The sequence below is a fragment of the Nonomuraea candida genome (assembly GCF_000725485.1).
Lineage (GTDB): Bacteria > Actinomycetota > Actinomycetes > Streptosporangiales > Streptosporangiaceae > Nonomuraea > Nonomuraea candida.
The window spans coordinates 19,554-41,073 of record NZ_JOAG01000055.1; the positions used below are offsets into that span (position 1 = coordinate 19,554).

Consider the following 21,520-nt stretch of genomic DNA (forward strand, 5'->3'; position numbering starts at 1 on the left):
GGTGGTGGCCGTCACTTGCGGCGGGGTCGCCTGAGGCGGGCCCGAGCCGCTTGACGTGGGCCGGCGGGGGCCGGGTAGGTCGGCGCTGAGGGCCCGGCCGCCGAGAGGCCGTGTGTTGGAATGAGATGCCCCTGCTGGGGCGATGGAGGAATGCGGGATGCCGGACTTTGTGGACCAGGTGGTCCTTCACATCAGGGCCGGTGAGGGAGGGAACGGGTGCGCCTCCATCCACCGGGAGAAGTTCAAGCCGCTCGGCGGCCCCGACGGAGGCAACGGCGGCCGGGGCGGCGACGTCATCCTTGAGGTCGACCCCAACACCGCGACCCTGCTCGACTACCACCGCCGCCCGCACCGCAAGGCCCCGAACGGCAAGCAGGGGCAGGGCTCCAACCGTGACGGCGCCAACGGCGACGACGTGATCCTGCCCGTGCCGAACGGGACCGTGGTAAAGGACGCGGCCACGGGTGAGGTGCTGGTCGACCTCGTGGGAGCCGGCACCCGATATGTGATCGCCGAGGGCGGCCACGGCGGGCTCGGCAACGCGGCGCTGGCCACGACCAGGCGCAAGGCGCCCGGGTTCGCGCTGCTCGGCGAGCCGGGCGACGCGCTCGACGTCGTGCTGGAGCTCAAGAGCGTCGCCGACGTGGCGCTGGTCGGGTTCCCGAGCGCGGGCAAGAGCTCGCTGATCGCGGCGCTGAGCGCGGCCAAGCCGAAGATCGCCGACTACCCGTTCACCACGCTGATCCCCAACCTGGGCGTCGTGACGGCGGGGGACAACGTGTTCACCGTCGCCGACGTGCCCGGCCTGATCCCCGGCGCGTCGCAGGGCAAGGGGCTCGGGCACGAGTTCCTGCGGCACGTCGAGCGGTGCGACATGCTGGTGCACGTCATCGACTGCGCCACCATGGAGCCCGGCCGCGACCCGGTCACGGACTACGAGGTGATCGAGGCCGAGCTGCGGGCGTACGGGAAGCTGGAGGACCGGCCCCGGATGGTCGTGCTGAACAAGGCGGACGTGCCCGACGCGCGGGAGCTGGCCGAGATGGTCAAGCCCGAGTTCGAGGCGCGGGGGCTGCAGGTGTTCACGATCTCGGCGGCCACGCACGACGGGCTGCGGGAGATGACGTACGCGATGGGTGAGTGGGTCGCGGCGGCCAGGGCCAACAAGCCGGTCGAGGAGCCCACGCGGCTGGTCATCAGGCCCAAGCAGCTCGGGGAGGCCGGGTTCAAGGTACGCCGGGTCAACGAGAACCTGTTCCAGGTCACCGGCGAGAAGCCGGAGCGGTGGATCCGGCAGACGGACTTCACCAACGACGAGGCCGTCGGCTACCTCGCCGACCGGCTGGAGCGGCTGGGCGTCGAGGAGGAGCTGGCCAAGGCGGGCGCCAAGGCCGGCGCCGAGGTGGTCATCGGGCCCATGGAGGGCGGCTACGTCTTCGACTGGCAGCCGACGCTGAACGCCGAGGCGGTCCGGCAGGGGCCACGGGGGACCGACAACCGCCTGGCCTAGCACGCGACCCGACACGACGGGCCGCGTGCCCGTCTGCGCGTGCCTCCGGGAGGGCAGGGCGTGCGGACCTGTGCACCCGGGCCCGTCTGCGCGTGCCTCCGGGAGGGCAGGGCGTGCGGACCTGTGCACCCGGGCCCGTCTGCGCGTGCCTCCGAGGGCGGGTGTGAGGACCCGCGTGTCTTCAGGCGCGGAGGGTGGCTTCGGCGCCGCCGTCCGCGTACAGGATCTGGCCCGTCATGAACGAGTTGGCGGCGCCGACCGTCCAGGCGAGCAGGGACGCGACCGCGTCCACCGGGCCGGGGAAGCCCAGGGGCTGCGGCATGGCCGCGGCGACGAGGGCGCGGGCCTGCGGATCGTCCAGGAACGTCGTGCGCGCCGTCCGCGTGTCCACCACGCCCGGCGCCACCGCGTTGAGCGGGATGCCGGAGCCGGCCCAGGACAGGGCGGCGCGGCGCAGCCACCGGTTGAGCGCGAGCTTGCTCGACGGGTAGACGGCGCGCCCCCGCCCGGACTCGACGAGCGCGCGGGCGGTCGCGGCGGCGGCCTCCTCGTCCATGGTCAGGCAGGACTCCACGAGGCCGTCGTCGGCGGCCACGATGGCGCTCAGCGAGGAGACGGCGACCGCCCTCGGCTGCGCGGACGCGGCCAGGAGCGGCCGCAGGCCCTCCAGGGTGGCGATCGTGCCGAAGAAGTTGAGCCGCACGGTCAGCTCGGACGGCAGCGCGACCCCGGCGACGGCGACCACGCCGTCGACCCTGCCGCCGGAGGCCGCCGTGACCTCCGACACCAGGGCGTGGCGGCCCTGCGGGGTGGCCAGGTCGGCGAGCACGTCGGCGTCGCGCACGTCGCAGCGGATGACCTTCGCCCCGGACGCGGCGAGGTGGTCGGCGGTGGCCGCGCCGATGCCGGAGGCGGCGCCGGTGACGACATAGGTTCGAGTTTCCACGAGCGAAAAATTACATTCATTGCACTAATGCAGTCAATGCAGACATAGCGGGTATTCGGTAGCGGTGATCTTCCGGCGAGCCGATAGGCTGCGTACGTGCGGGAACAGATCAGCTCAGCGTCGAAGGTCGTCGTCAAGGTCGGCTCCTCCTCGCTCACCACCCCCCAGGGCATGATCGACGTCGATCGCGTGGACGCGCTGGTGGACGTGCTGGCGGCGCGGCGCCGTACGGGGACACAGATCGTCCTGGTCTCCTCGGGAGCGATCGCGGCGGGCCTGGGCCCGCTCGGGCTGAGCGCGCGACCGCGCGACCTGGCCACCCAGCAGGCGGCCGCCTCCGTCGGGCAGGGCGTGCTCGTGGCCCGCTACACCTCCTCCTTCGCCCGCTACGCGCTGCGCGTGGGGCAGGTGCTGCTGACCGCCGACGACATGATGCGGCGCGCCCACCACGCCAACGCCCAGCGCACCCTGGCCAGGCTGCTGGAGCTGGGCATCGTGCCCATCGTCAACGAGAACGACACCGTGGCCACCGACGAGATCCGCTTCGGCGACAACGACCGGCTGGCGGCGCTGGTGGCGCACCTCATCCACGCCGACGCCCTGGTGCTGCTGTCCGACGTGGACGCCCTCTACGACGGCCCGCCCAGCCGCAGCGGCTCGCGGCGGCTGGCGGAGATCCGCGGCCCGGAAGACCTGGTCGGGGTCGAGCTGGGCAAGAACGGCGCGGCGGTCGGCACCGGCGGCATGGTGACCAAGGTGCAGGCGGCCAGGATCGCCACCGGGGCCGGGGTGCCCGTGGTGCTCACGGCGGCCGCCCACGCCGCCCAGGCGCTCGCCGGGGCCGACGTCGGCACCTACTTCCACCCCGGCGGCCGCCACCCCGGCACGCGCCTGCTCTGGCTCGCGCACGCCACCACCGGCCGCGGCCGCCTCCACCTCGACCAGGGCGCCGTGGAGGCCATCGTGGGGCGGCGCAAGTCGCTGCTGCCGGCCGGGGTGACGTCGGTGGAGGGCGAGTTCGCGGCGGGCGACCCGGTCGACCTGTGCGGCCCTCAGGGCGTCGTGGTGGCCCGCGGCCTGGTCAACTTCGACGCCGCCGAGATCCCCGGCCTGCTCGGCCGCTCCACGAGAGAGCTGGCCAGCGCGCTGGGTCCGGAATATGAACGCGAGCTGATCCATCGCGACGACATCGTCATACTGGAAGCCCACAACTAAGCCGAGCCCTGACGAGGAGCCAGCGATGTCCGATGAGTTCTTGAAGGTCGCCCGTGCGGCGCGAGAGGCCGCCGCCGAGCTGGCCCCGCTGCCGCGGGCGCCCAAGGACCGGGCGCTGCGGGCGGTCGCCGACGCCCTGGTCGCACACGCCGCCGAGATCGTCGAGGCCAACGGCCAGGACGTCGAGCGGGCCAGGTCGCAGGGCACGTCGGAGGCGATGATCGACCGGCTCCGGCTCGACGAGACCAGGATCGCCGCCGTCGCCGAGGCCGTGCGGCAGGTGGCCGACCTGCCCGACCCGGTCGGCGAGGTCGTCCGCGGCTCGACGCTGCCCAACGGGCTGGAGCTGCGCCAGCTCAGGGTGCCGCTGGGCGTGATCGGCATCATCTACGAGGGCCGCCCCAACGTCACCGTCGACGCCGCCGCGCTCTGCCTCAAGAGCGGCAACGCGGTGCTGCTGCGCGGCTCGTCCAGCGCCTACTCCTCCAACACCGCGCTGGTGCGCATCATGCAGGACGCGCTGGCGGGCACCGAGGTGCCGGCGGGCGCCGTGCAGCTCGTCCCCGGGCAGACGCGCGACTCGGTCAAGGAGCTCATGCGCGCCCGCGGGCTGGTCGACGTGCTGATCCCGCGCGGCGGCGCGTCCCTGATCAACTCGGTGGTCGAGGAGTCCACGGTGCCGGTGATCGAGACCGGCGTGGGCAACTGCCACGTCTACGTCGACGCCGAGGCCGACGTCGACCTCGCCGTGCAGATCCTCCTCAACGCCAAGGCGCAGCGGCCGTCGGTGTGCAACGCGGCCGAGACGTTCCTCGTGCACGCCGACGTCGCCGACGCGTTCGTGCCCAAGGCGCTGGAGGCGCTGCGCGAGGCGGGCGTGACCGTCCACGGCGACGAGCGCATCGCCGGTTACGGCGCCGGCGTGGTGCCCGTCACCGAGGACGACTTCTTCGCCGAATACCTCTCGCTCGACATCGCCGCCGCCGTCGTCGGCTCGCTGGAGGAGGCGGTGGCGCACATCCGGCGCTACGGCTCCGGCCACACCGACGCCATCGTCACCCGGTCGCAGAAGGCGGCCCGCAGGTTCGTCTCCCTGGTCGACTCGGCGGCCGTGGCCGTCAACGCCTCGACGCGGTTCACCGACGGCGGGGAGTTCGGGTTCGGGGCGGAGATCGGCATCTCCACGCAGAAGCTGCACGCCCGCGGCCCGATGGGCCTGCCCGAGCTGACCTCGACCAAGTGGGTCTACACCGGGGAGGGGCATCTGCGCACGTCAGAGGGCACGGTGGTGCCCTGTTAGTCGGCGTGTCGGCCTGACCCGCGGCCGGGGTCGTGGTTTGACTGGGAGACATGGACATTGTCGTCGCCCTGGTCTTCTCGGCCGCGGTGCTGTTCGGCGCCGATCGGCTCCTGCTGTGGCTGGAGAGCCGCGGTCACGTCAACTGGCGCAGGAAGGGGCGCAGGCGGTTGTCGGAGGAACCCACCACAGAGCTCGACAGCATGCTCTGCGACCACACACGCCGATAATCCTTCGGCGTGCCTCACACGGCAACTCGCGTACCGGCGCTAGGGTTGTGTCCCTTATGGGCGCGCCGGGCGGGGAGGGACGGTGAGCAAGCTCGGCAAGGTCGGGCCGTACACCCTGGTCGAGCGGCTCGGCCGGGGTGGCATGGGCGAGGTCTACCTCGCGACCACCCGCCGCGGCGAGCGCGTCGCGCTCAAGGTCCTGCACGACCTGGCCGAGGACGAGACCTCGCGCATCCGGCTGGAGCGCGAGGTGCGCGCGCTGCGCAGGGTCGAGAGCCCCTACGTCGCCAAGGTGCTCGACGCCGACCTCGACGGCGCCCGGCCCTACCTGGTCATGGAGCACATCGAGGGCGCCACGCTGCTCGACCGCGTACGCCAGGAGGGCCCCCTCGACGTCGCCCAGCTCGTCGACATGGCGCAGGGCATCGCGGCGGCCCTGGCGATCATCCACGCGGCCGGGGTCGTGCACCGCGACCTCAAGCCGGGCAACATCATCATGGCCGCCCGGGGGCCCGTGCTGATCGACTTCGGCATCGCCCAGGTGCTCGACGCGACCCGGCTGACCATGACCGGCACGTTCCTCGGCACCCCCGGCTACACCGCGCCGGAGATCTTCGCCGACGAGCACGTCGACTCGCCCGCCGACGTGCACGCCTGGGCCGCCACGGTGGCCTTCGCGGCGACCGGGCGGCCGACGTTCGGGCGGGGCACGGCCGAGGCGCAGATGTACGCGGTGCTGAACGGGCAGGCCGACCTCAAGGGCGTGCCGGTGCAACTGCTGCCCCTGGTGCGCGCCTCGCTCAACAGGGAGCCGGGCAAGCGGCCCACGGCCGCGCTGCTGGCCGATCGGCTGTCGAGGCTGGCCAGGGCCACCAGCGCGGCCGAGACCGAGTCCGCGGCGGCGCCGGGGCGGGCGGCCGACGTGGCCGAGGAGGCGGGCAAGGGCGCCGTCGTGCGCAGCCGGGCCGCGGAGGAGGCGGCCGCCGCCCGGGGCGAGGCCAAGGCGCGCAGCCGGCCCAACGCCGTGCCCGCTGAGGGGAAGGTGCCCGCGCCGCGCGGGCGCGCCGCCGGCCGGGGCGTTCCCGAGAGCGGCGGGCGGGCCCGGGGCGTGCCCGAGAACGGCGGGCGTACCGGTGGCAGGGCCGTTCCGGAAAGTGGCGGTCGGGCCCGGGCCGTGCCCGAGAACGGCGGGCGCGCCGGTGGCAGGACCGTTCCCGAGAGCGGGGGGCGGGCCCGGGCCGTTCCGGAGAGTGGCGGGCGTACCGGTGGCAGGGCCGTGCCCGAGGGCAAGGGCGTGGCGCCGGTGGCGCGCGGCCGTGCCGAAGGGAAGGTGCCGGCGCCGCGCGGCCGCGGCGCCGGCCCGGACACCGGGCCGCGGGCCAAGGTGAGCGCCACGCGGCAGCGCACGGCGGAGGCCGTCAGGAGCCGGGCGGGCATCAAGCCGGACCTGCGGCGCAAGGGCGAGTCGTCCACCACCCTGCCCGCGGGCAACGGCGCGCTGCTGCTGCTCGCGGTGCTGGCCGTGCCCTGCGTGGTGGCCTCGGTGATCTGGCCCATCGCCTCGATCGCGATCACCACCGCGTTCGTGGTGCTGACCAGGACGTTGTGGATGAGTCACTGGATGGTCAGGAAACGCAGCTCGCGGCGTACGCGGGTGGCGCTGCGCGTGCTGCTGGCCCCGATCGCGCTGGCCGGGGCGGCGGTCACCGCCGTCGTGTGGCCGGGCGTGCCCGTCGCGGTGGCGTCGGGCGGGGCGCTCTGGGCCACCGGCGGCGGGCAGATCGACGCCGACTGGTGGCAGCAGGCCGCGCCCGTCACGGTGGCGGGCGTGGTGTTCGGGATGCTCTGCGGGGGCATCACCGGGCGCGAGATCGAGCGCATCGGGCATCGCCTGCCCGACCTGCGCAGGGAAGGACTGCGCGCACTGGCCGTGCTGGGCGGGTTCGTCGCCCTGTGCGCGGCCGCCGTGCGCGCCATCGCTCTCCTGCTCTGACCTTCACGGGTCTCTCCCGCCGGTGGCGCGAGGCTCGTGAAGGTCACGCGGACGCGGCTGATCAAGCGGGATCGGCCGCGGATGGCTGATCCGGCCGCCTGCGACGGCCGCCGGACCGGTCGGCCCGGCAGGTCAGCCCTGGCCGCCGTCACGGCGGGAGAAGCGGTTGAAGATGCGCTCGCCCGCGTTGACCGCGCCCTCGGCGACGTCGCGCAGCACCCCGATGAACGGGTCCTGCGACTGCTGCCAGGACGCGCGGTAGGACTCGGCCGCCGCCTTGATCTCGTCGGTCACTCGCGCGTTGGGGTCGTCTTCCCTGCGGGGGTAGTCCCCGCCGAGGATCCGGTCGTACTCGCCGCTGCGCTGCCAGCGGTCCAGCTCCGCCACGCGCACCACCGCGAACGGGTGGGTGGTGCCGAGCAGGTTGAGGACCTTGAGGAAGCCGTCGCGAAGGTCGCCCGCGGTGTCGTATTCCTGGTACTGCTCCAGGAACGCCTCGATGTTCATCTCGTGGGTGTAGTCGCCGCCGGCGAGCTTCATCAGCGCCCGCTTGGCCGCCTCGGGGTTCTGCCCGACGAGCAGGCCGCCACGGTCGGAGGACAGCTCGGACTTGCGGTACCACTCCTCCAGGCCCGCGACGATCGCCCGCAGGCCGATGTAGCCGAGCGGGATCCACGCGACGCGGGTGGCGAGGCGGGTGAGGATGTCGAGCATCGTCCGGTAGACCGCGTGCCCCGACAGGATGTGCGAGGTCTCGTGGCCGATGACGAAGCGCTGCTCCTCCTCGTTCATGAGGTTGAGCAGGCCGGTGGTCACGACGATGAACGGGTCGTCGAAGCCGATGGCCTTGGCCTGGACGTGCGGGTCCTGCTGGACGTAGATCTCGGGGATCCGGTGCAGGTCGAGGGTGTAGGCGGCGTCGCGCCCCATGTCGTACAGGGAGCGGAACTGGGTCTCGCTGACGCGCACCGCCGAGGCCAGGTACATCAGGCGCAGGCGGCGCTCGCTGACGAGACCGGACATCTGCTTGAGAACCGTGTCGAACCCACTGAGCTTGCGCAGAGCGACCAGGGCGGACCGGTCTGCGGGGTGTTCGTAGGCTCGGGACGAGATGCCGGGCAGTTGGACGCGGTTGCGGTCCGGGGTGGTCGTCATGCCCGGCATGCTACGTCCGCAACGGAAGTGATGCGCGGTCATCACGAAGGGGGGTCCCATCATGTTGGGGGGAAGCGTCCGCGTAAGGTCCGTTTCATGATGAACGCGCCTGGTGTGCAGGGGATGCGGCGAGTGGGGGTGATGGGTGGGACCTTCGATCCCATCCACCACGGGCACCTCGTAGCCGCCAGCGAGGTGGCCCACCACTTCCAGCTCGACGAAGTGGTGTTCGTGCCGACGGGACGGCCGTACCAGAAGTCCGAGCGTGAGGTGTCGGCGGCGGAGGACCGCTATCTGATGACGGTCATCGCCACGGCGTCCAATCCCCGGTTCTCCGTGAGCAGGGTGGACGTGGATCGGCCGGGGCCGACGTTCACCATCGACACTTTGCGTGATATTTCGGATATTTACGGTCCTGAGGTTGAGCTGTTCTTCATCACCGGCGCCGACGCGCTCGGCGCCATCCTCGACTGGCAGCAGGCCGACGAGCTGTTCGAGCTGGCCCATTTCGTCGGATGCACGCGCCCCGGGCACACCCTGCACGACCCCGGCCTGCCGGAAGGCCGCGTGACGTTGCTGGAGATCCCCGCGCTGGCCATTTCCTCGTCCGAGTGCCGCCAGCGGGTGGCAAAGGGTGAGCCGATTTGGTATCTGGTGCCCGACGGAATCGTCCAGTACATCAACAAGCGCGGGCTGTACCACGCCCACGGATGAAGCCGCCGACGGCAAAGGTGAGGGGTTTCGGGCTGGAAGGGTACCCTCAATATATGGGCATGCTGCCGACACAGGAGGACAGACCCGCATCGTGACCGCATCTGACAGATCCGTCCAGCTCGTGCGCATCGCCGCGGAGGCCGCGGCCGACAAGCTGGCCGATGACATCCTCGCCTACGACGTGAGCGAACAGCTCGTCATCACCGACGCCTTCCTGCTCTGCTCCGCCACCAACGACCGTCAGGTCCGTGCCATCGTCGACGAGATCGAGGAGCGGCTGCGCACCGAGGCGGACGCCAAGCCCGTGCGCCGCGAAGGCGAGCGTGAGGGGCGCTGGGTGCTGCTCGACTACATCGACATTGTCGTGCACGTCCAGCACGAGGAAGACCGCACGTTCTACGCCCTCGAGCGGCTGTGGAAGGACTGCCCGGCCATCGGGCTGCCGGAGAGCGTCATGCAGGCCAACCTCCAGCGGGCCCGCGCGTGAGCCCCATCTTCACGCGTTCGTGCGGGGCCGCCGCATGAGCAAGCGGATCGTGTGCCTGCGTCACGGCCAGACCCTGTGGAACGTCGAGCAGCGCTTCCAGGGGCACTCCGACATCCCCCTCGACGAGACCGGCGTCGCGCAGGCGGCGCGGGCGGCGTCGCTGCTGGCCTCGCTGCGGCCCACCCTGATCGTCTCCTCCGACCTCCAGCGGGCCAACGACACCGCGCTGGCGCTGGGGCGCATCGTCGGGCTCGACGTGGCGGTCGACAAGGACTTCCGCGAGCGCGGCGGCGGGCAGTGGGAAGGTCTCACGCGTGCGGAGATCGCCGCGCGCTGGCCCGAGGAATACGCGGCCTGGGAGGCGCCCGGCGGCGAGCCCGTCACCGACGTGGCCGCCCGGGTGGCGACCGCGATGCGCCGCTGGGCGAGCCGGCTCGACGACGACGGGCTGCTCGTCGTGGCCTCCCACGGGGCGGCGCTGCGGCTGGGCATCTGCGAGTTGCTCGGGCTGCCCGAGGAGTTGTGGCCGGCGCTGGGCGGGCTGGGCAACTGCTCCTGGTCCGTGCTGCAGGAAGGGCGCAAGGGCTGGCGGCTGCTCGAGCACAACGCCGGCACCCTGCCCGAGCCGGTGCACAGCGACGACAAGCCCGAGGCCGAGGCCTGACGGTCCGTACGGCTCGGGGGCCGTACGGCCGGGCGATGCCCTGTGAGGGCGTCGCGACCTCTTCCGCGGCACCAGGAACGTGTCGGCCCCCTGCGCCTGGCGCATGCAGGCGGCCACGTAGGGCCTCATGCGGCTCTCGTACCGGCGGAAGGCGCTCCCGTGGTCGTCGGCCCCGGCCAGCTCGCCCGCCAGCACGTACGCGCCGATCAGCGCCAATCCCGTGCCCATGCCGCCCGGCCCCGGAGCGTCACCCGCGTCGCCGAGGAGCGTCACCCGGCCGGACGAGTAGGCGGGCATGACGATCTGGGCGCATCGCGACCGAGCTGGACGCCTCCGCCATGTCTCTGTACCGGCACGTGGCGGGCAAGGACGAGCTCATCCACCTGATGGCCGACACGGTGTACGGCGACGAACCGCCGCCGGAGCGTGTCCGGGGACTATCCCACGCTCGCCAAGCTCGTGGAGCGGCCGGAGCTGGACATGGACCTCGACTCGGTCCATGAGTTCGGCTTCCGGCGGCAACTCGACGGCCTGGCCGTTCTGGTGGCCAGGGCGCGGAGCGGACGACGCGATTAGGCGAATGGGGGCGAATGGCTATATGCTCTCGGAGCGCCGCAACGGGTGGACTCGTAGCGGTGACCAGGGGCTATGGCGCAGTTGGTAGCGCGCCTCCATGGCATGGAGGAGGTCTGGGGTTCGAATCCCCATAGCTCCACCCCTTTTGTGGTTCTTTCCTTTCTCGCCGTTGTGCGCGGGCGACCGGGGTGACCGGTCCGCGGAGACGGTCACCCGGGTCGGCCGAGCGCCAAGACGCCGGTCAGGAGAAGACGACCGACTTGAGGAGCAGCCGGCTGCTCGCCCTGCCGCCGGGGCGCAGCGAGTAGTAGTCGCCCGTGCAGTCATCGCCCGTGAAGACCGTGGCCGTGGCGTCGGTGTAGTTGACCGGGGTGTGCGCGCTGTAGGGGGTGTCCCGCACCTCCGGGAGGTCGATGCAGAGGCCACTGTCGGCGTCGACCAGCTCGCTGCTGCGCGTGCCGTCCGGGGTGGGGAAGCTGTAGGTGAAGACGCCGGCGGCCGCGTGGGCGGCGGTCGAGGGCGCGAGTGCCAGAGCCAGCGCCAGGGCCAGGGCTGAGGCGGTGGCGACGGTGGTGCGGCGAGCGGTCATGGTGGGACGCGTCCCTTCTGGGGGATGAAACGTTGCGATCGGCACGACATCCTATGGCTACTCCTTGCTGCCGATCGACTACCGACAGTGATTTCATGCTTTCTCGGTGTGCCGGGTCAGCGGCCCTTCTCGTAGACGACCAGGCCGCTGGACAGACGCAAGGGGACCAGGACGAGCTCGACCAGGAGCGCCTTCCAGGCGTAGTAGAGGTTGACCGCCTTGGTGAGGTAGACGAAGGGCAGGTTGAACAGGACCTGCCCGAGAGGCAGACGGCGGCGTCTGGCCGCGTAGAGGAGCGTGGGGACGGTCAGGAGCAGCTCGCCGCCGGCCCACCAGGCCATCGTGAGGGAGAACGACTCGTCGAGGGTCAGGGGCAGCAGCAGCGGGGCCGCCCACCACAACGGGGCCACGAGGATCTCCAGCAGGGCCAGCACGACCCAGGTCGCCAGCATCGGCTTGCGGGTGAGCAGGCGGGGGAGGTGGAGGCGGATGTTCTGCATGAAGCCCGCCATCCAGCGCCACACCTGCTTGCGGAGGTAGGTGAGGGTCTCCGGGTCGGCGGCCCAGGCCACGGCGTCGGACACGTAGACCGCCCGGTGGCCGTCGAGCTGCTGGCTCCAGGTGAAGTCCATGTCCTCGACGATCGTGCGTTCGGGGAAGCCGCCGGCCGCCACCAGGGACGCGCGCCTGAACATCGAGCAGCAGCCCGAGCAGACCATGGGGCTGCCGGCCAGGTGCTGGATCGGGCGGTGCCAGTGGAAGCCGAAGAGGTATTCGGTGGATCTGCCGCGCTCCCACGGGGTGCGGGCGAACCGCGTCTGCACGTTGCCGGCCGCCACGTTGACCGCCGGGTCGGCGAAGGCGGGCCTGAGCCGCTCGATGTAGTCGGGGGCCAGGACCGTGTCGGCGTCGACGGCCAGGACCAGGTCGGTGTCGCAGTGGGGGAGCGCGTGGTTCTGGGCCCTGGCCTTGCTGCCCAGGTTCGCCGGCGGGCGCAGGACGGTGACGCCGTAGGAGGCGGCCACCTCACCGGTGCGGTCGGTCGAGCCGTCGTCCACCACGATCACCCGCTCCGGGGGGACCGACTGGGCCTGGATGGAGCGGAGCGTGGCGGGAAGGCCCTGCTCCTCGTTGTGCGCGGGGACGATGACGGTGACCGTCGGGGGCGCGGCCGGACCGAGGGGGCCAGGCAAACCGGGCTGGTCGGGCGGACCGGGCTGGTCGGGCGGACCGGGCTGGTCGGGCGGACTGGCCGGACTGGGTGGACTGGGTGGGCGCCGGGTCACCTGTCTCGCCTCCTCCGCAGTTTGAGGGCGATCAGGGTCACCAGGCCGACCGTGGCGTAGACGATCAGGCTGAAACCGAGTGTGGGCGGGCCGCCGGGCATCCTGTGGCTCCTTGCCGGGGAAGGTGGTGGGCGATGTGGAGATGAGGATGCCCGGCGGCGGCGGGGTGGCAGAGGTCCGAGCGGGGTTTTGGGGATGGAGGTGCGGGTGTCCGGGTCGTCCTGTGGACGACCGGGCATCCGGGTAGTCCTGGGGACGACAGTGTGTCCGGGTCGTCCTGAGGGCGACGGTGTGCCTGGGTCGTCCTGAGGGCGACGGTGTGTCTGGGTCGTCCTGGGGGCGGCGACGGTGGCCGGGGACCTGGGGGTCCCCGGCCGGTGGGTCAGCGCAGGCCGTACGCGCGCTCGATCGTCTGTGTCACCGAGCCACCCGCCCGGTCCGAGGCGGTGACCCGCAATGAGACGAACCCGCTGGTCCCGGCCAGGGCCGGATGGGTCAGCTCGACCCGGTGACGGCCGTCACCGCGTTTCGTGACCCGGCGGACCTGCTGCCAGCTCGCCCCGTCGTCGACGGAGAACTCCACCTCGACCCGGTTCACCTCGGGCGCCCTGCGCACCGTGGAGTGCGCGCCCGCCCGCAGGTCGAAGGCGAACGGGCGGCCGGCGGCGGCCCGGTTCAGGAGGTCGAGAGGAAGGTCGTACGCGAGCTGGATCGCCGGCTGGACGGCGCACGGCGGGCCGAACGTGCAGGTGTGGCCGCGCGGCGGGCCCGACGGCGGGGAGGAGGCGAACGACGTGGTCGTGCTCACCTTCCGCGACAACGCGCGGCCGGTCGTGTCCACCGTCTCCAGCCGGTACGTGCCGGACCCGTCCGGCACGGCGAACCAGCGGGGACGCCGGCCCTGCACCGGCGGCCGCAGGTCCCCGACGGTCAGCACCGGCGCCGACGTCACCGGGCCCAGGTTGCTGTAGTGGCGCGGGTCGGAGTCGCGCCACTGCTCCCCGGGCACGAACCGGTCCCCGTCCCGGCACATCGCGCACGGCACCGTGACCGGGTAGCCGGACGGCACGTCGGCGGCCCCGGGCGTCAGCGGCGCCTTGAACCACTGCTCGGGCACCCGCCTGTCGCGCCGGGTGAACCGGTCCGACGAGTGCAGCTCCAGGCTCGCGTTGGTGATCGTCCGCGACCAGACGACGTCGTCGGAGGCGGGGCCGAAGTACTCGGTACGGGCGGCGGGCATGGCCATCGCCCTGCCGTACGTCATCCGCCCCGGCTCCTCGCCCGTCGTGGACTCGCCGAACTCCCAGCCGAAGGTGTCCGGCGCGTCGGCGTGGTAGGCGGCGTCCACCCGTACGAGGTCTTTCATGGCCACCTCCGGCGCGCGCGAGGGCACCCGTCCCCGCGCGTCGAAGCGCAGGCGATAGACCACGTCGGGGCCCGCGTAGGGTTCGAGGCGCAGCGAGAGCGGCCCCCGGCCGAGCGCGGCGCGCACGGCCCGGCCCTCGTCGGCGCTCAGGCCGAGCGGCCGGAACGACGGCGAGCCGCCCGCCGGGAGCCGCGCCTGGCCGCCGTCCACGTCGAGGTAGGCGAGGACGCCGGCGGCCCCGCGCCGCTGGGCGTACGTGGCGGTGTCGTCCATGGTGGCCGCGGCCGTCACGTACGGCCGGTCGCCGCCCCCGACCGGAATGCCGGCCAGCACCACCTTGCCCGTCACGTCCACGCCGTCGAAGTCCTCGGGCCGGCCCCGGCCCACGGACACGACGGGCAGCTCGGTGACCGCGGCCAGGGTGCGCATGGACTCCATGTCGTAGGCCGGGCGCAGCCGCAGGTCCCCGGCGGTGACGGAGGACAGGACCGGAGGCTCCAGGTCCCACTGGTGCGACAGCCGCACCTTGCCGGCCTTCGTGCCGGAGACCGGCGTGACGTACAGCTCGTGGCCGCCGCCCACCGCGCCGCCGAAGATCGAGACGGGCAGGGTGCGGTCGGCGAACGTGCGCACGTAGAACGCGTCGCCGCTCCCGTCGGCGGGCCTGGGCAGGCTCGGCCTGATCCGGACGGTGTCGCGGGCGTCGAGGGTGACCGTCTCGTCCCCGTCGAGGCTGACGGTCTTGATGACCCAGCTGTTGCGGTGGGTGAGGTGGGTCTCCGGCAGGATGCCGATCACCTCGTAGTCGCCCGCCGGGAGGCGGAACTCGCCGGCGCCGTCGTAGTCGGTGCGCAGGTAGTAGTAGCCGTACGGGTTGAACGGGTCCTCGGGGCTGTTCGGGCGCTTCAGCGGGATCGCGTAGACGATGGGCTCGGCGTGGTAGCCGGGGAAGAACTCGCCCTTGCCGTACGAGTTGACCAGCGAGACCCCGAGCCGGTGCGTGGCCGGGCCGGTGTAGTAGCTGAAGGGCGTCACCACGCGCGTCTCCCCGGCGCTCGCCGTCACCCAGCCCCCGTAGGCGCCCTGCGTCCCGATCGACGGGTCCACCGTGAGGTCCACGGTGGCGGTGCCGTTCGCGGGGACCGTCACGGTGCGCGCGCCGAGCCTGATCGCGCCGTCGGGGGCGGGTTCGCCGCTCCAGCCGCGCGTGAGCAGGGAGACGTCGAGGGTGACCGGTTCCGCGCCGGTGTTGCGGTAGGTGATCTGCCGGGTGGCCGGAGCCCGGCCCGGCAGGCGGAAGGCGACGGCGGACGTGGCGAAGACGGTCTGCGTGACCGCGCGGGCCACGTCCACCCGGCCGCTGCCCTGCTCGTACCAGGTGTGGCCGTCGTTGCGCACGGCGGTGGAGGTCAGCGCGTCGCGCAGCTCGGCCGCCCGCCACTCGGGGTGCTGCTGGGCGAGGATCGCCGCCGCGCCGGCGACGTGCGGGGTCGCCATGGAGGTGCCGTCGAAGGTCGTGTACGCCCCGTCGCCCGGGACGCCGGGCAGCGTGGAGTCGCCCGAGCGGGCGGCGACGATCTCCACGCCGGGGGCGACGATGTTCGGCTTGACCGCCGCGTCGTCGAGCCGCGGGCCCCTGCTGGAGAACCCGGCCAGCTCCGTGCCCGTGACCTTGTCCACCGCGCCCACGGCCAGCGCCTCGTCCGCCGCGGCGGGCACGCTGACGCTGAGCGCCGCACCCTCGTTGCCCGCGGCCGCCACGAACAGCGTGCCGTGCTTCCTGGTCAGCTCGTTCAGCGCCAGGCTCATCGGGTCGGTGCCGTTGCCGCAACAACTGCCCAGGCTCAGGTTCACCACGTCGGCGCCCTGCGCGGCGGCCCACTCCATGCCCGCGATGGCCCACGACCAGGCGCCGTCGCCGCGGTCGTCGAGGACCTTGCCGACCAGCAGCGACGCGGCGGGCGCCACGCCCTTGTAGGTCGCGCCCGCGCCGGCGAGCGTCGAGGCGACGTGCGTGCCGTGCCCCCTCCTGTCGGCGATGCCGGGGGCGGTGGAGAAGTTCTCGGTGGCGAGGATGCGGCCGGCGAAGTCCGGATGGTTCACGTCGATGCCGGTGTCGAGGACGGCGACCTTGACGCCCTTGCCGTCGTACCCCTTCCGCCAGCCCGCGGGCGCGCCGATGAGCGGCACGCTCCGGTCGAGCGAGGCGCGCGTCCTGCGGTCCAGCCAGATCTTCGCGATGCCGGTGGCCGAGCGGCCGGCCGCGGCGCGGTCGGCGGTCAGGCCCGCCCAGAACGCCCCGGCCCGGCCGGCGGCGACGGTCATCGCGGCGCCGTTGACGCTGTCGAGCACGCGCACGTCCGCGGCGGCGGGCAGGGCTCGGGCGGATCTGGACAACGCGCTCGGGGCGGGGTCGCCCGCGTAGGTGACCAGCAGCGGGATCGCCTCGGCGCGCCGGTCGCGGGCCAGGGTCTCGACGTCGAACAGCTCCTCGTCGAGGGTGCCGTCGGCGACCAGGGCGGCGGCGTCCGAGGGGAGCACGAGGTAGCCGCCGTCCTTGCTGGGCAGGGTGGCGAACGTGACCTCGGCCCCGCCCGGCCGGTCGGACTCCTTGATGGCGATGGAGGGCACGCCGTCCTTGCCGGGGGCGTACTCGACGACGTCGCCCGTGATGAGGGTGAGGGTCGTGGCGCCGGCCGGCTCGGCCCCGGCGCCTGAGGGCGGGGCCTGGGCCGGTGCGGCGGGCGCGTGGACGGGTGGGGCGGTCGCGTGGACGGGTGGCGCGGCGGCGAGCACGAGGGCGGCGCCGGATAAGACCGCTGCGAGCCGGGACGATAAAGGGGACACGTAACGCCCTTCCGGTCAGGATGGAACGCCTTTAGGGAGCGCTCCCAAACTGTCGATAGGGCTTATGTCCACCAAATGATCATCCTAATCGCGCGCCTGAGACCGGCCCGGACGCCGGGGTCAGGGCCGCGCCGGGCGTCCGGGGTCAGGGCCGGGCGCCGGGGGTCAGGGGGACGAGGCGGCCAACCAGAGGATCACCGCGACGGCCACGACCGCGACGAGCAGCACGAGCCCGCCCACCACGACCACCCACCGCCAGGCCGAGCGCGGCGGCTCGGCCTCGTAGACCGGCACGTCGGGCAGCATGTCCGGGGTGTAGGGCAGGTGCTGGGTGGACGGCGCCTCCGGCGGGCCCTGCCCGGACCGCTCCTCGGCGGGGCCGGGCAAGCGGAGGCGGAGCGTCTCGTCGGGGTCCTGTTCCTGGGGGCCGGGCTGCTCTCGTGTCATGTTCGCCTTCGGGCAGGGAGGGATCGGCTACGAAAACTTGTCACACCTCTGCCCGTAGCTCCGTCCAGGAGTCATGACATCTGTACTCGTGACGGGCGGAAGCGGACGTCTCGGACGGGCCGTGCTGGACGGGCTGGTCGCGGCGGGGCACGACGTGCGCGCGGCCAGCCGTACGGCGCGGGCCCCGGCCGGCGGCGTGCGCTGGGTGGTCGCGGACCTGACCACCGGCAAGGGCGTGGCGGCGGCCGTGGCGGGGGCCGACGTGATCGTGCACCTGGCCTCGGCGCCCTACAAGGGCCGCTACACGCTCCGGGTGGAGCTCGACGGCACGTCCACGCTGCTGGCGGCGGCCAGGGAGGCCGGGGTCCGGCACCTCATCTACACGTCGATCGTGGGCGCGGACCGGGTGCCGTGGGGATATTTCCGTACGAAGGTGCGCGCCGAACGCCTCGTCCGGGACGGCGGCGTGCCATGGACGATCGTCCGGGCCACCCAGTTCCACGAGTTCGTGGACCAGGCGCTGGCCGGCATGGCCCGGCTCGGTCTCGTGGTCGTCGATCCCGGCATCCCCGCCCAGCCCGTGGACGTCAGGGATCTGGCCGGCCACCTGGTGGCGCTGGCCGCGCGGGGGCCGGGCGGGGCGATCGAGGAGTACGGCGGGCCCGGGACGCTCACCATGGAGGCGGCCGCGCGGGCCTGGTTGCGCGCCCGCCGGCTGCGCAGACCCGTGCTACGGGTGCGCGTGCCCGGCGCGCTGGGCCACGCCTTCCGGGCCGGCCACCTCACCGCGAAGACCGGGCCCACGGGCGGGATCACCTGGGAGGACTACCTGCGCACCCGGCCGGACGGAGCCCCGGAACGAACTCCCTGAGCAGGACCGGTGCCGGTGCCCGGCTCGGCGCGCGGCCCTGCGCGCGGCCCTGCGCGGGCCGGCGTCGCGGTCTGGGCGGGGCTCCGGCGGGGATGGCGGTTCAGCCCTGGCCGAAGGGCGGGTTCTGCGGCGGCTGCCACCCGGGCTGCTGCTGCTGGAACGGCGGCTGCTGCTGCGGCGCGCCCTGCTGCTGCGGCGCGCCCTGCTGCGGGGCCCCCTGCGGCCACTGGGCCTGCTGAGGCTGCTGCTGGGGCCCCTGCTGCCACCCCTGCTGCGGCTGCTGCCAGCCGCCCTGGGCCGGCGGGGCGGGCTGGGGCGGGTTCCTCCGGGCGACCACGGCGAAGATCAGCAGCCCGGTCCCGGCCCCCTGGACGATCAGCGTGACCAGGTTGACGACCACGATGAACGGCTCGTACCCGCCGGGCCCCAGAGCCTGGTAGATGGCCTGGAACCCGAGCGCCATGACGCCGGAGATCACCACCCCGATCAGCAGCACGACGCAGCCCGCGATGCCCATCACGGACGCGCGCCCGTGCTCCTTCTTGCGCGCCACCATCAACGCGATGCCGCCCAGCAGCAGGGCGCTCAGCACGATCAGGGTGAGGATGTTGACGAGGCCGGAAAGGGAGGACAACAAGAGCTGCTCCAGGGATAGGGGACGACTGCGACGACGCTACGCGGACTCGCGGGCTTCTTCCACCGCGCGGGTGATGGAGTCGAGATCGTGGCCGCCTTCGTACCGCACGCCGTTCAGGAAGAGGGTGGGGGTGCCGCGCACGCCGCTGTCGCGGCCGGACTCCTCGTCCACCGCGATCCTGGCGACGTGGCGCGAGACGTCGGCCCAGGGGGTGACGTCCAGCTCGGCGGCGTAGTGCTCCAGGTCGGCGTCGGTCAGGAAGCGCTGGTTGTCGTAGAGGATGTCGTGCATCTCCCAGAACCTGCCCCGGTCGGCGGCGGCCTCGGCGACGGTGGCGGCGGCCGTCGCGCGCGGGTGCAGGGAGCGCAGCGGGAAGTGCCGGAAGACCAGCCGCACGTCGGGGTTCTTGCGCCGGACCTCCTCCAGGATCGGGTGGAGCCGGCCGCAGTAGGGGCACTCGAAGTCGCCGTATTCGACGATCGTGATCCGCGCGTCGGCCGGGCCGCGCACGTGGTCACCCGGCCCGACCGGCACGGCCAGGGTGGTGGGCAGCTCCTCGTCGGGCTCGGCCTCGGGCGGCGCGCACACCCCGCCCCGGTCCCACGCCAGCCGGAAGATCAGCCAGCCCAGCGCGGCGGACAGCAGGGAGCCCGCCAGGATGCCGATCTTCGCCTGGTCGCGCACCGCCGGGTCCTCGAAGGCCAGCTCCACGATGAACAGCGCCACCGTGAACCCGATCCCCGACACGGCCGCCCCGCCCAGCAGCTGCCCCCACACCAGGTTGCCCGGCAGGACGCCCCAGCCGAACCGCAGCGGCAGCCAGGTGCCCAGCGCGATGCCCGCGACCTTGCCCAGCAGCAGCCCCAGCGCCACGCCGATGGCGACGGGCGAGGTGAGGGCGGCCCGCAGCGTCTCGCCGTCGAGGCGCACCCCGGCGTTGGCCAGGGCGAAGACGGGCACGATCACGTAGCTGCTCCACGGGTGCAGCCGCAGTTGCAGCCGCTCGTTCACCGAGACGGCCCGCTGCACGCGCCGCGCCGCCTCCCTGGCGGCCTGCGCGCTGGGCTCGCTGGTGAACTCCTGTACGGCCTCCCCGGCCAGCAGCAGCTTGTGGTCGGTGGGCGCGTACACGAAGACGAGCGCCCCGAGCGCGATGCCGACCAGCGTCGGGTGGATGCCGCTCTCCAGCGTGGCCACCCACAACGCGAACCCCAGCACGATGTACGCCGGCGCCCGCCAGATCTTCAGCCACCGCAACGTCACGATGGCCGCCAGCAGCAGCAGGGCGCTGAGCAGGGCGGGCACGGACAGGCTGGCGGTGTAGAAGAGCGCGATGATCATGATCGCGAGCACGTCGTCCACGATGGCCAGCGTCAGCAGGAACGCCCGCAGCGGATCGGGGCAGCGCGCCCCCACCACGGCGAGCAGGCCCAGCACGAAGGCCGTGTCGGTGGCGATCGGCACTCCCCACCCGCCGGCCCCCGGCCCGCCCCAGTTGAGCAGCAGGTAGACCCCGGCCGGCACCAGCATGCCGCCGAACGCCGCCACCGCCGGCACCGCGATCAGCCGCCGGTCCCTGAGCTGCCCGAGCCGCACCTCGTAGGAGATCTCGAGCCCGATGAGGAAGAAGAAGACGGTCATGAGCCCGTCGTTGACCCAGTGGCGCAGGTCCAGCGAGAACTGGGCGTCCCCGAAGGAGATCCCCATCGGCGTGTGCCAGAACGCCTCGTAGGTGTCGCCCCAGGGCGAGTTGGCCCACAGCAGGGCCGCCGCCGTGGCGGCCAGCAGCACGCTGGTGCTGCCCGCCTCGGTCCTCAGGAACGTCCGCAACATCTGAGATCTCCCCCCGGAGATCCGATATTACGAGGCTCCCTGATCGTCGCCCCCGGGGCGGGGGTCACAGGAACAGGCGCACCGCCGCGTCCCTGGCCAGCAGGAACCCGACGATCGCGATCCCCCAGCTCAGCATCGACGACGAGTGCCTGGCCAGCCAGCCGCGCAGCCGCTCCAGCTTCGGCTCCAGCCACTTGCCCGCCACCGCGCGCACCCCGATGAGCACCAGCACCGGCACGAACATCACCAGCACGTACGCCCCCAGCACCGGCAGCCACTGCGCCACCGCCAGCCCGCTGGTCGTCATGATGCCGATCGCGGCCAGGTAGGGCACCATCGTGGCCACCTCCAGGACCCCGGCGGTCAGCCCCAGCAGCATCATCGTCCCCGGCCCGCCGACCCGCGGCTCGAACGTGCGCTGCGGCAGCCCCCGCTTGGCCCGCCACTTCGGGTCGAACCGCCAGCTCAGCAGGAACAGTCCCACGCCCAGGACGAGCTGCGCGATGTGGGCGGGCCGGCTGTGCAGCGTGTCTCCCAGCGCCTCCATCGCCGCCGACAGCCCCAGCATCAGCGCCACCCCGACCAGGAAGTAGAAGACGGCCACGGTGAGCAGGTAGATCCCCAGCCGGGCTCCCCGCGAACGGTCCAGGGCCAGCAGCAGGTAGACGGGGATGCCGAAGGTCCCGAAGCTGGTGCTGTCGACCAGCGCCAGGGCCGCGAGGGTGAGCAGGAGCGCGATCGTCATGAGGGAATCATCCCGGCGGCGGGCGGGCGGCCGCCTCCTTCGCCGGGCTGAACCCGGTGTACATCCTTCTGCTCACCCCGGGCCGGCCCGGCCGGTGGTGCGGCTCACCGGC

The 21,520-nt window shown here is 72.9% G+C and carries 19 protein-coding genes and 1 tRNA gene; 11 read left to right on the forward strand and 9 right to left on the reverse strand.

The genetic code is table 11. The features are described from left to right. Positions 1–157 precede the first annotated feature (157 nt). Positions 158–1,510, forward strand: coding sequence for a GTPase ObgE (gene obgE / locus IO39_RS37950; protein WP_043634379.1), 1,353 nt, complete (start codon positions 158–160; stop codon positions 1,508–1,510). A 181-nt stretch (positions 1,511–1,691) separates the two neighbouring features. Here obgE and IO39_RS37955 read toward each other — a convergent pair whose 3' ends face one another. Continuing rightward, positions 1,692–2,456, reverse strand: coding sequence for an SDR family oxidoreductase (locus IO39_RS37955; RefSeq protein ID WP_043634382.1), 765 nt, complete (start codon positions 2,454–2,456; stop codon positions 1,692–1,694). A 96-nt stretch (positions 2,457–2,552) separates the two neighbouring features. Here IO39_RS37955 and proB point away from each other — a divergent pair, with 96 nt between their 5' ends. The 4 genes from proB to IO39_RS37970 all read left to right on the forward strand — a co-directional run bounded on the left by proB (position 2,553) and on the right by IO39_RS37970 (position 7,191). Continuing rightward, positions 2,553–3,671, forward strand: coding sequence for a glutamate 5-kinase (proB, locus tag IO39_RS37960; protein ID WP_211267314.1), 1,119 nt, complete (start codon positions 2,553–2,555; stop codon positions 3,669–3,671). A 25-nt stretch (positions 3,672–3,696) separates the two neighbouring features. Continuing rightward, complete coding sequence (locus tag IO39_RS37965; protein ID WP_043634385.1) at positions 3,697–4,971, forward strand: glutamate-5-semialdehyde dehydrogenase; 1,275 nt, start codon at positions 3,697–3,699, stop codon at positions 4,969–4,971. 50 nt (positions 4,972–5,021) lie between these two features. After that, positions 5,022–5,198, forward strand: coding sequence for a hypothetical protein (locus IO39_RS56290; RefSeq protein WP_169789191.1), 177 nt, complete (start codon positions 5,022–5,024; stop codon positions 5,196–5,198). Between the two features lie 82 nt (positions 5,199–5,280). Continuing rightward, positions 5,281–7,191 carry a serine/threonine-protein kinase gene (locus IO39_RS37970; protein WP_043634387.1) on the forward strand — a complete coding sequence of 637 codons (1,911 nt, stop codon included), beginning with the start codon at positions 5,281–5,283 and terminating at the stop codon, positions 7,189–7,191. Between the two features lie 132 nt (positions 7,192–7,323). Here the strand turns inward: IO39_RS37970 and IO39_RS37975 are convergent, their stop codons facing one another. Beyond that, positions 7,324–8,355 carry a M48 family metallopeptidase gene (locus IO39_RS37975; protein ID WP_439331497.1) on the reverse strand — a complete coding sequence of 344 codons (1,032 nt, stop codon included), beginning with the start codon at positions 8,353–8,355 and terminating at the stop codon, positions 7,324–7,326. 87 nt (positions 8,356–8,442) lie between these two features. Here IO39_RS37975 and nadD point away from each other — a divergent pair, with 87 nt between their 5' ends. From nadD to IO39_RS37995, 5 genes are all read left to right on the forward strand, one after another. Next, positions 8,443–9,060: a nicotinate-nucleotide adenylyltransferase gene (gene nadD / locus IO39_RS37980; protein ID WP_043634390.1), complete on the forward strand. Its 618-nt coding sequence runs from the start codon at positions 8,443–8,445 to the stop codon at positions 9,058–9,060. Between the two features lie 91 nt (positions 9,061–9,151). Then, entirely contained in the window at positions 9,152–9,547 is a 396-nt protein-coding gene (rsfS, locus tag IO39_RS37985) for a ribosome silencing factor (protein ID WP_043634393.1), read from the forward strand. Positions 9,548–9,581: 34 nt separating this feature from the next. Then, positions 9,582–10,211, forward strand: a complete 630-nt coding sequence (locus IO39_RS37990; RefSeq protein ID WP_043634397.1) for a histidine phosphatase family protein — start codon at positions 9,582–9,584, stop codon at positions 10,209–10,211. A 426-nt stretch (positions 10,212–10,637) separates the two neighbouring features. Next, positions 10,638–10,787 (forward strand): hypothetical protein, encoded by a 150-nt coding sequence (locus IO39_RS55265; protein WP_157549518.1) that lies wholly within the window; start codon positions 10,638–10,640, stop codon positions 10,785–10,787. Positions 10,788–10,853: 66 nt separating this feature from the next. Further along, positions 10,854–10,926, forward strand: a tRNA-Ala gene (locus tag IO39_RS37995). Positions 10,927–11,028: 102 nt separating this feature from the next. Here the strand turns inward: IO39_RS37995 and IO39_RS38000 are convergent. The 4 genes from IO39_RS38000 to IO39_RS38015 all read right to left on the reverse strand — a co-directional run bounded on the left by IO39_RS38000 (position 11,029) and on the right by IO39_RS38015 (position 17,322). Continuing rightward, positions 11,029–11,376 (reverse strand): hypothetical protein, encoded by a 348-nt coding sequence (locus IO39_RS38000; protein ID WP_043634401.1) that lies wholly within the window; start codon positions 11,374–11,376, stop codon positions 11,029–11,031. A 116-nt stretch (positions 11,377–11,492) separates the two neighbouring features. Continuing rightward, positions 11,493–12,569 carry a glycosyltransferase family 2 protein gene (locus IO39_RS38005; RefSeq protein WP_043634487.1) on the reverse strand — a complete coding sequence of 359 codons (1,077 nt, stop codon included), beginning with the start codon at positions 12,567–12,569 and terminating at the stop codon, positions 11,493–11,495. Between the two features lie 475 nt (positions 12,570–13,044). Further along, positions 13,045–16,875 carry a S8 family peptidase gene (locus IO39_RS38010; protein WP_157549521.1) on the reverse strand — a complete coding sequence of 1,277 codons (3,831 nt, stop codon included), beginning with the start codon at positions 16,873–16,875 and terminating at the stop codon, positions 13,045–13,047. A gap of 165 nt (positions 16,876–17,040) precedes the next feature. Beyond that, positions 17,041–17,322, reverse strand: coding sequence for a hypothetical protein (locus IO39_RS38015; protein ID WP_157549524.1), 282 nt, complete (start codon positions 17,320–17,322; stop codon positions 17,041–17,043). A gap of 73 nt (positions 17,323–17,395) precedes the next feature. Here IO39_RS38015 and IO39_RS38020 point away from each other — a divergent pair, with 73 nt between their 5' ends. Next, positions 17,396–18,193 (forward strand): SDR family oxidoreductase, encoded by a 798-nt coding sequence (locus IO39_RS38020; protein WP_043634411.1) that lies wholly within the window; start codon positions 17,396–17,398, stop codon positions 18,191–18,193. Positions 18,194–18,293: 100 nt separating this feature from the next. Here IO39_RS38020 and IO39_RS57035 read toward each other — a convergent pair whose 3' ends face one another. The 3 genes from IO39_RS57035 to IO39_RS38035 form a co-directional block, all read right to left on the reverse strand. Continuing rightward, positions 18,294–18,830: a hypothetical protein gene (locus IO39_RS57035; protein WP_211267315.1), complete on the reverse strand. Its 537-nt coding sequence runs from the start codon at positions 18,828–18,830 to the stop codon at positions 18,294–18,296. A gap of 36 nt (positions 18,831–18,866) precedes the next feature. Beyond that, positions 18,867–20,663, reverse strand: a complete 1,797-nt coding sequence (nhaA, locus tag IO39_RS38030) for a Na+/H+ antiporter NhaA (protein WP_043634415.1) — start codon at positions 20,661–20,663, stop codon at positions 18,867–18,869. 64 nt (positions 20,664–20,727) lie between these two features. After that, positions 20,728–21,408, reverse strand: coding sequence for a GAP family protein (locus IO39_RS38035; protein ID WP_043634418.1), 681 nt, complete (start codon positions 21,406–21,408; stop codon positions 20,728–20,730). Between the last annotated feature and the right edge of the window lie 112 nt (positions 21,409–21,520).

Bases quoted from the DNA above. Each gene is read 5' to 3' on its own strand.
- IO39_RS37990 (WP_043634397.1), top strand. From the start codon at position 9,582: ATGAGCAAGCGGATCGTGTGCCTGCGTCACGGCCAGACCCTGTGGAAC.
- IO39_RS38015 (WP_157549524.1), bottom strand. From the start codon at position 17,322: ATGACACGAGAGCAGCCCGGCCCCCAGGAACAGGACCCCGACGAGACG.
- IO39_RS38035 (WP_043634418.1), bottom strand. From the start codon at position 21,408: ATGACGATCGCGCTCCTGCTCACCCTCGCGGCCCTGGCGCTGGTCGAC.
- IO39_RS38020 (WP_043634411.1), top strand. From the start codon at position 17,396: ATGACATCTGTACTCGTGACGGGCGGAAGCGGACGTCTCGGACGGGCC.
- nhaA (WP_043634415.1), bottom strand. From the start codon at position 20,663: ATGTTGCGGACGTTCCTGAGGACCGAGGCGGGCAGCACCAGCGTGCTG.
- IO39_RS37975 (WP_439331497.1), bottom strand. From the start codon at position 8,355: ATGCCGGGCATGACGACCACCCCGGACCGCAACCGCGTCCAACTGCCC.
- IO39_RS38000 (WP_043634401.1), bottom strand. From the start codon at position 11,376: ATGACCGCTCGCCGCACCACCGTCGCCACCGCCTCAGCCCTGGCCCTG.
- IO39_RS56290 (WP_169789191.1), top strand. From the start codon at position 5,022: ATGGACATTGTCGTCGCCCTGGTCTTCTCGGCCGCGGTGCTGTTCGGC.
- IO39_RS37965 (WP_043634385.1), top strand. From the start codon at position 3,697: ATGTCCGATGAGTTCTTGAAGGTCGCCCGTGCGGCGCGAGAGGCCGCC.
- obgE (WP_043634379.1), top strand. From the start codon at position 158: ATGCCGGACTTTGTGGACCAGGTGGTCCTTCACATCAGGGCCGGTGAG.
- nadD (WP_043634390.1), top strand. From the start codon at position 8,443: ATGATGAACGCGCCTGGTGTGCAGGGGATGCGGCGAGTGGGGGTGATG.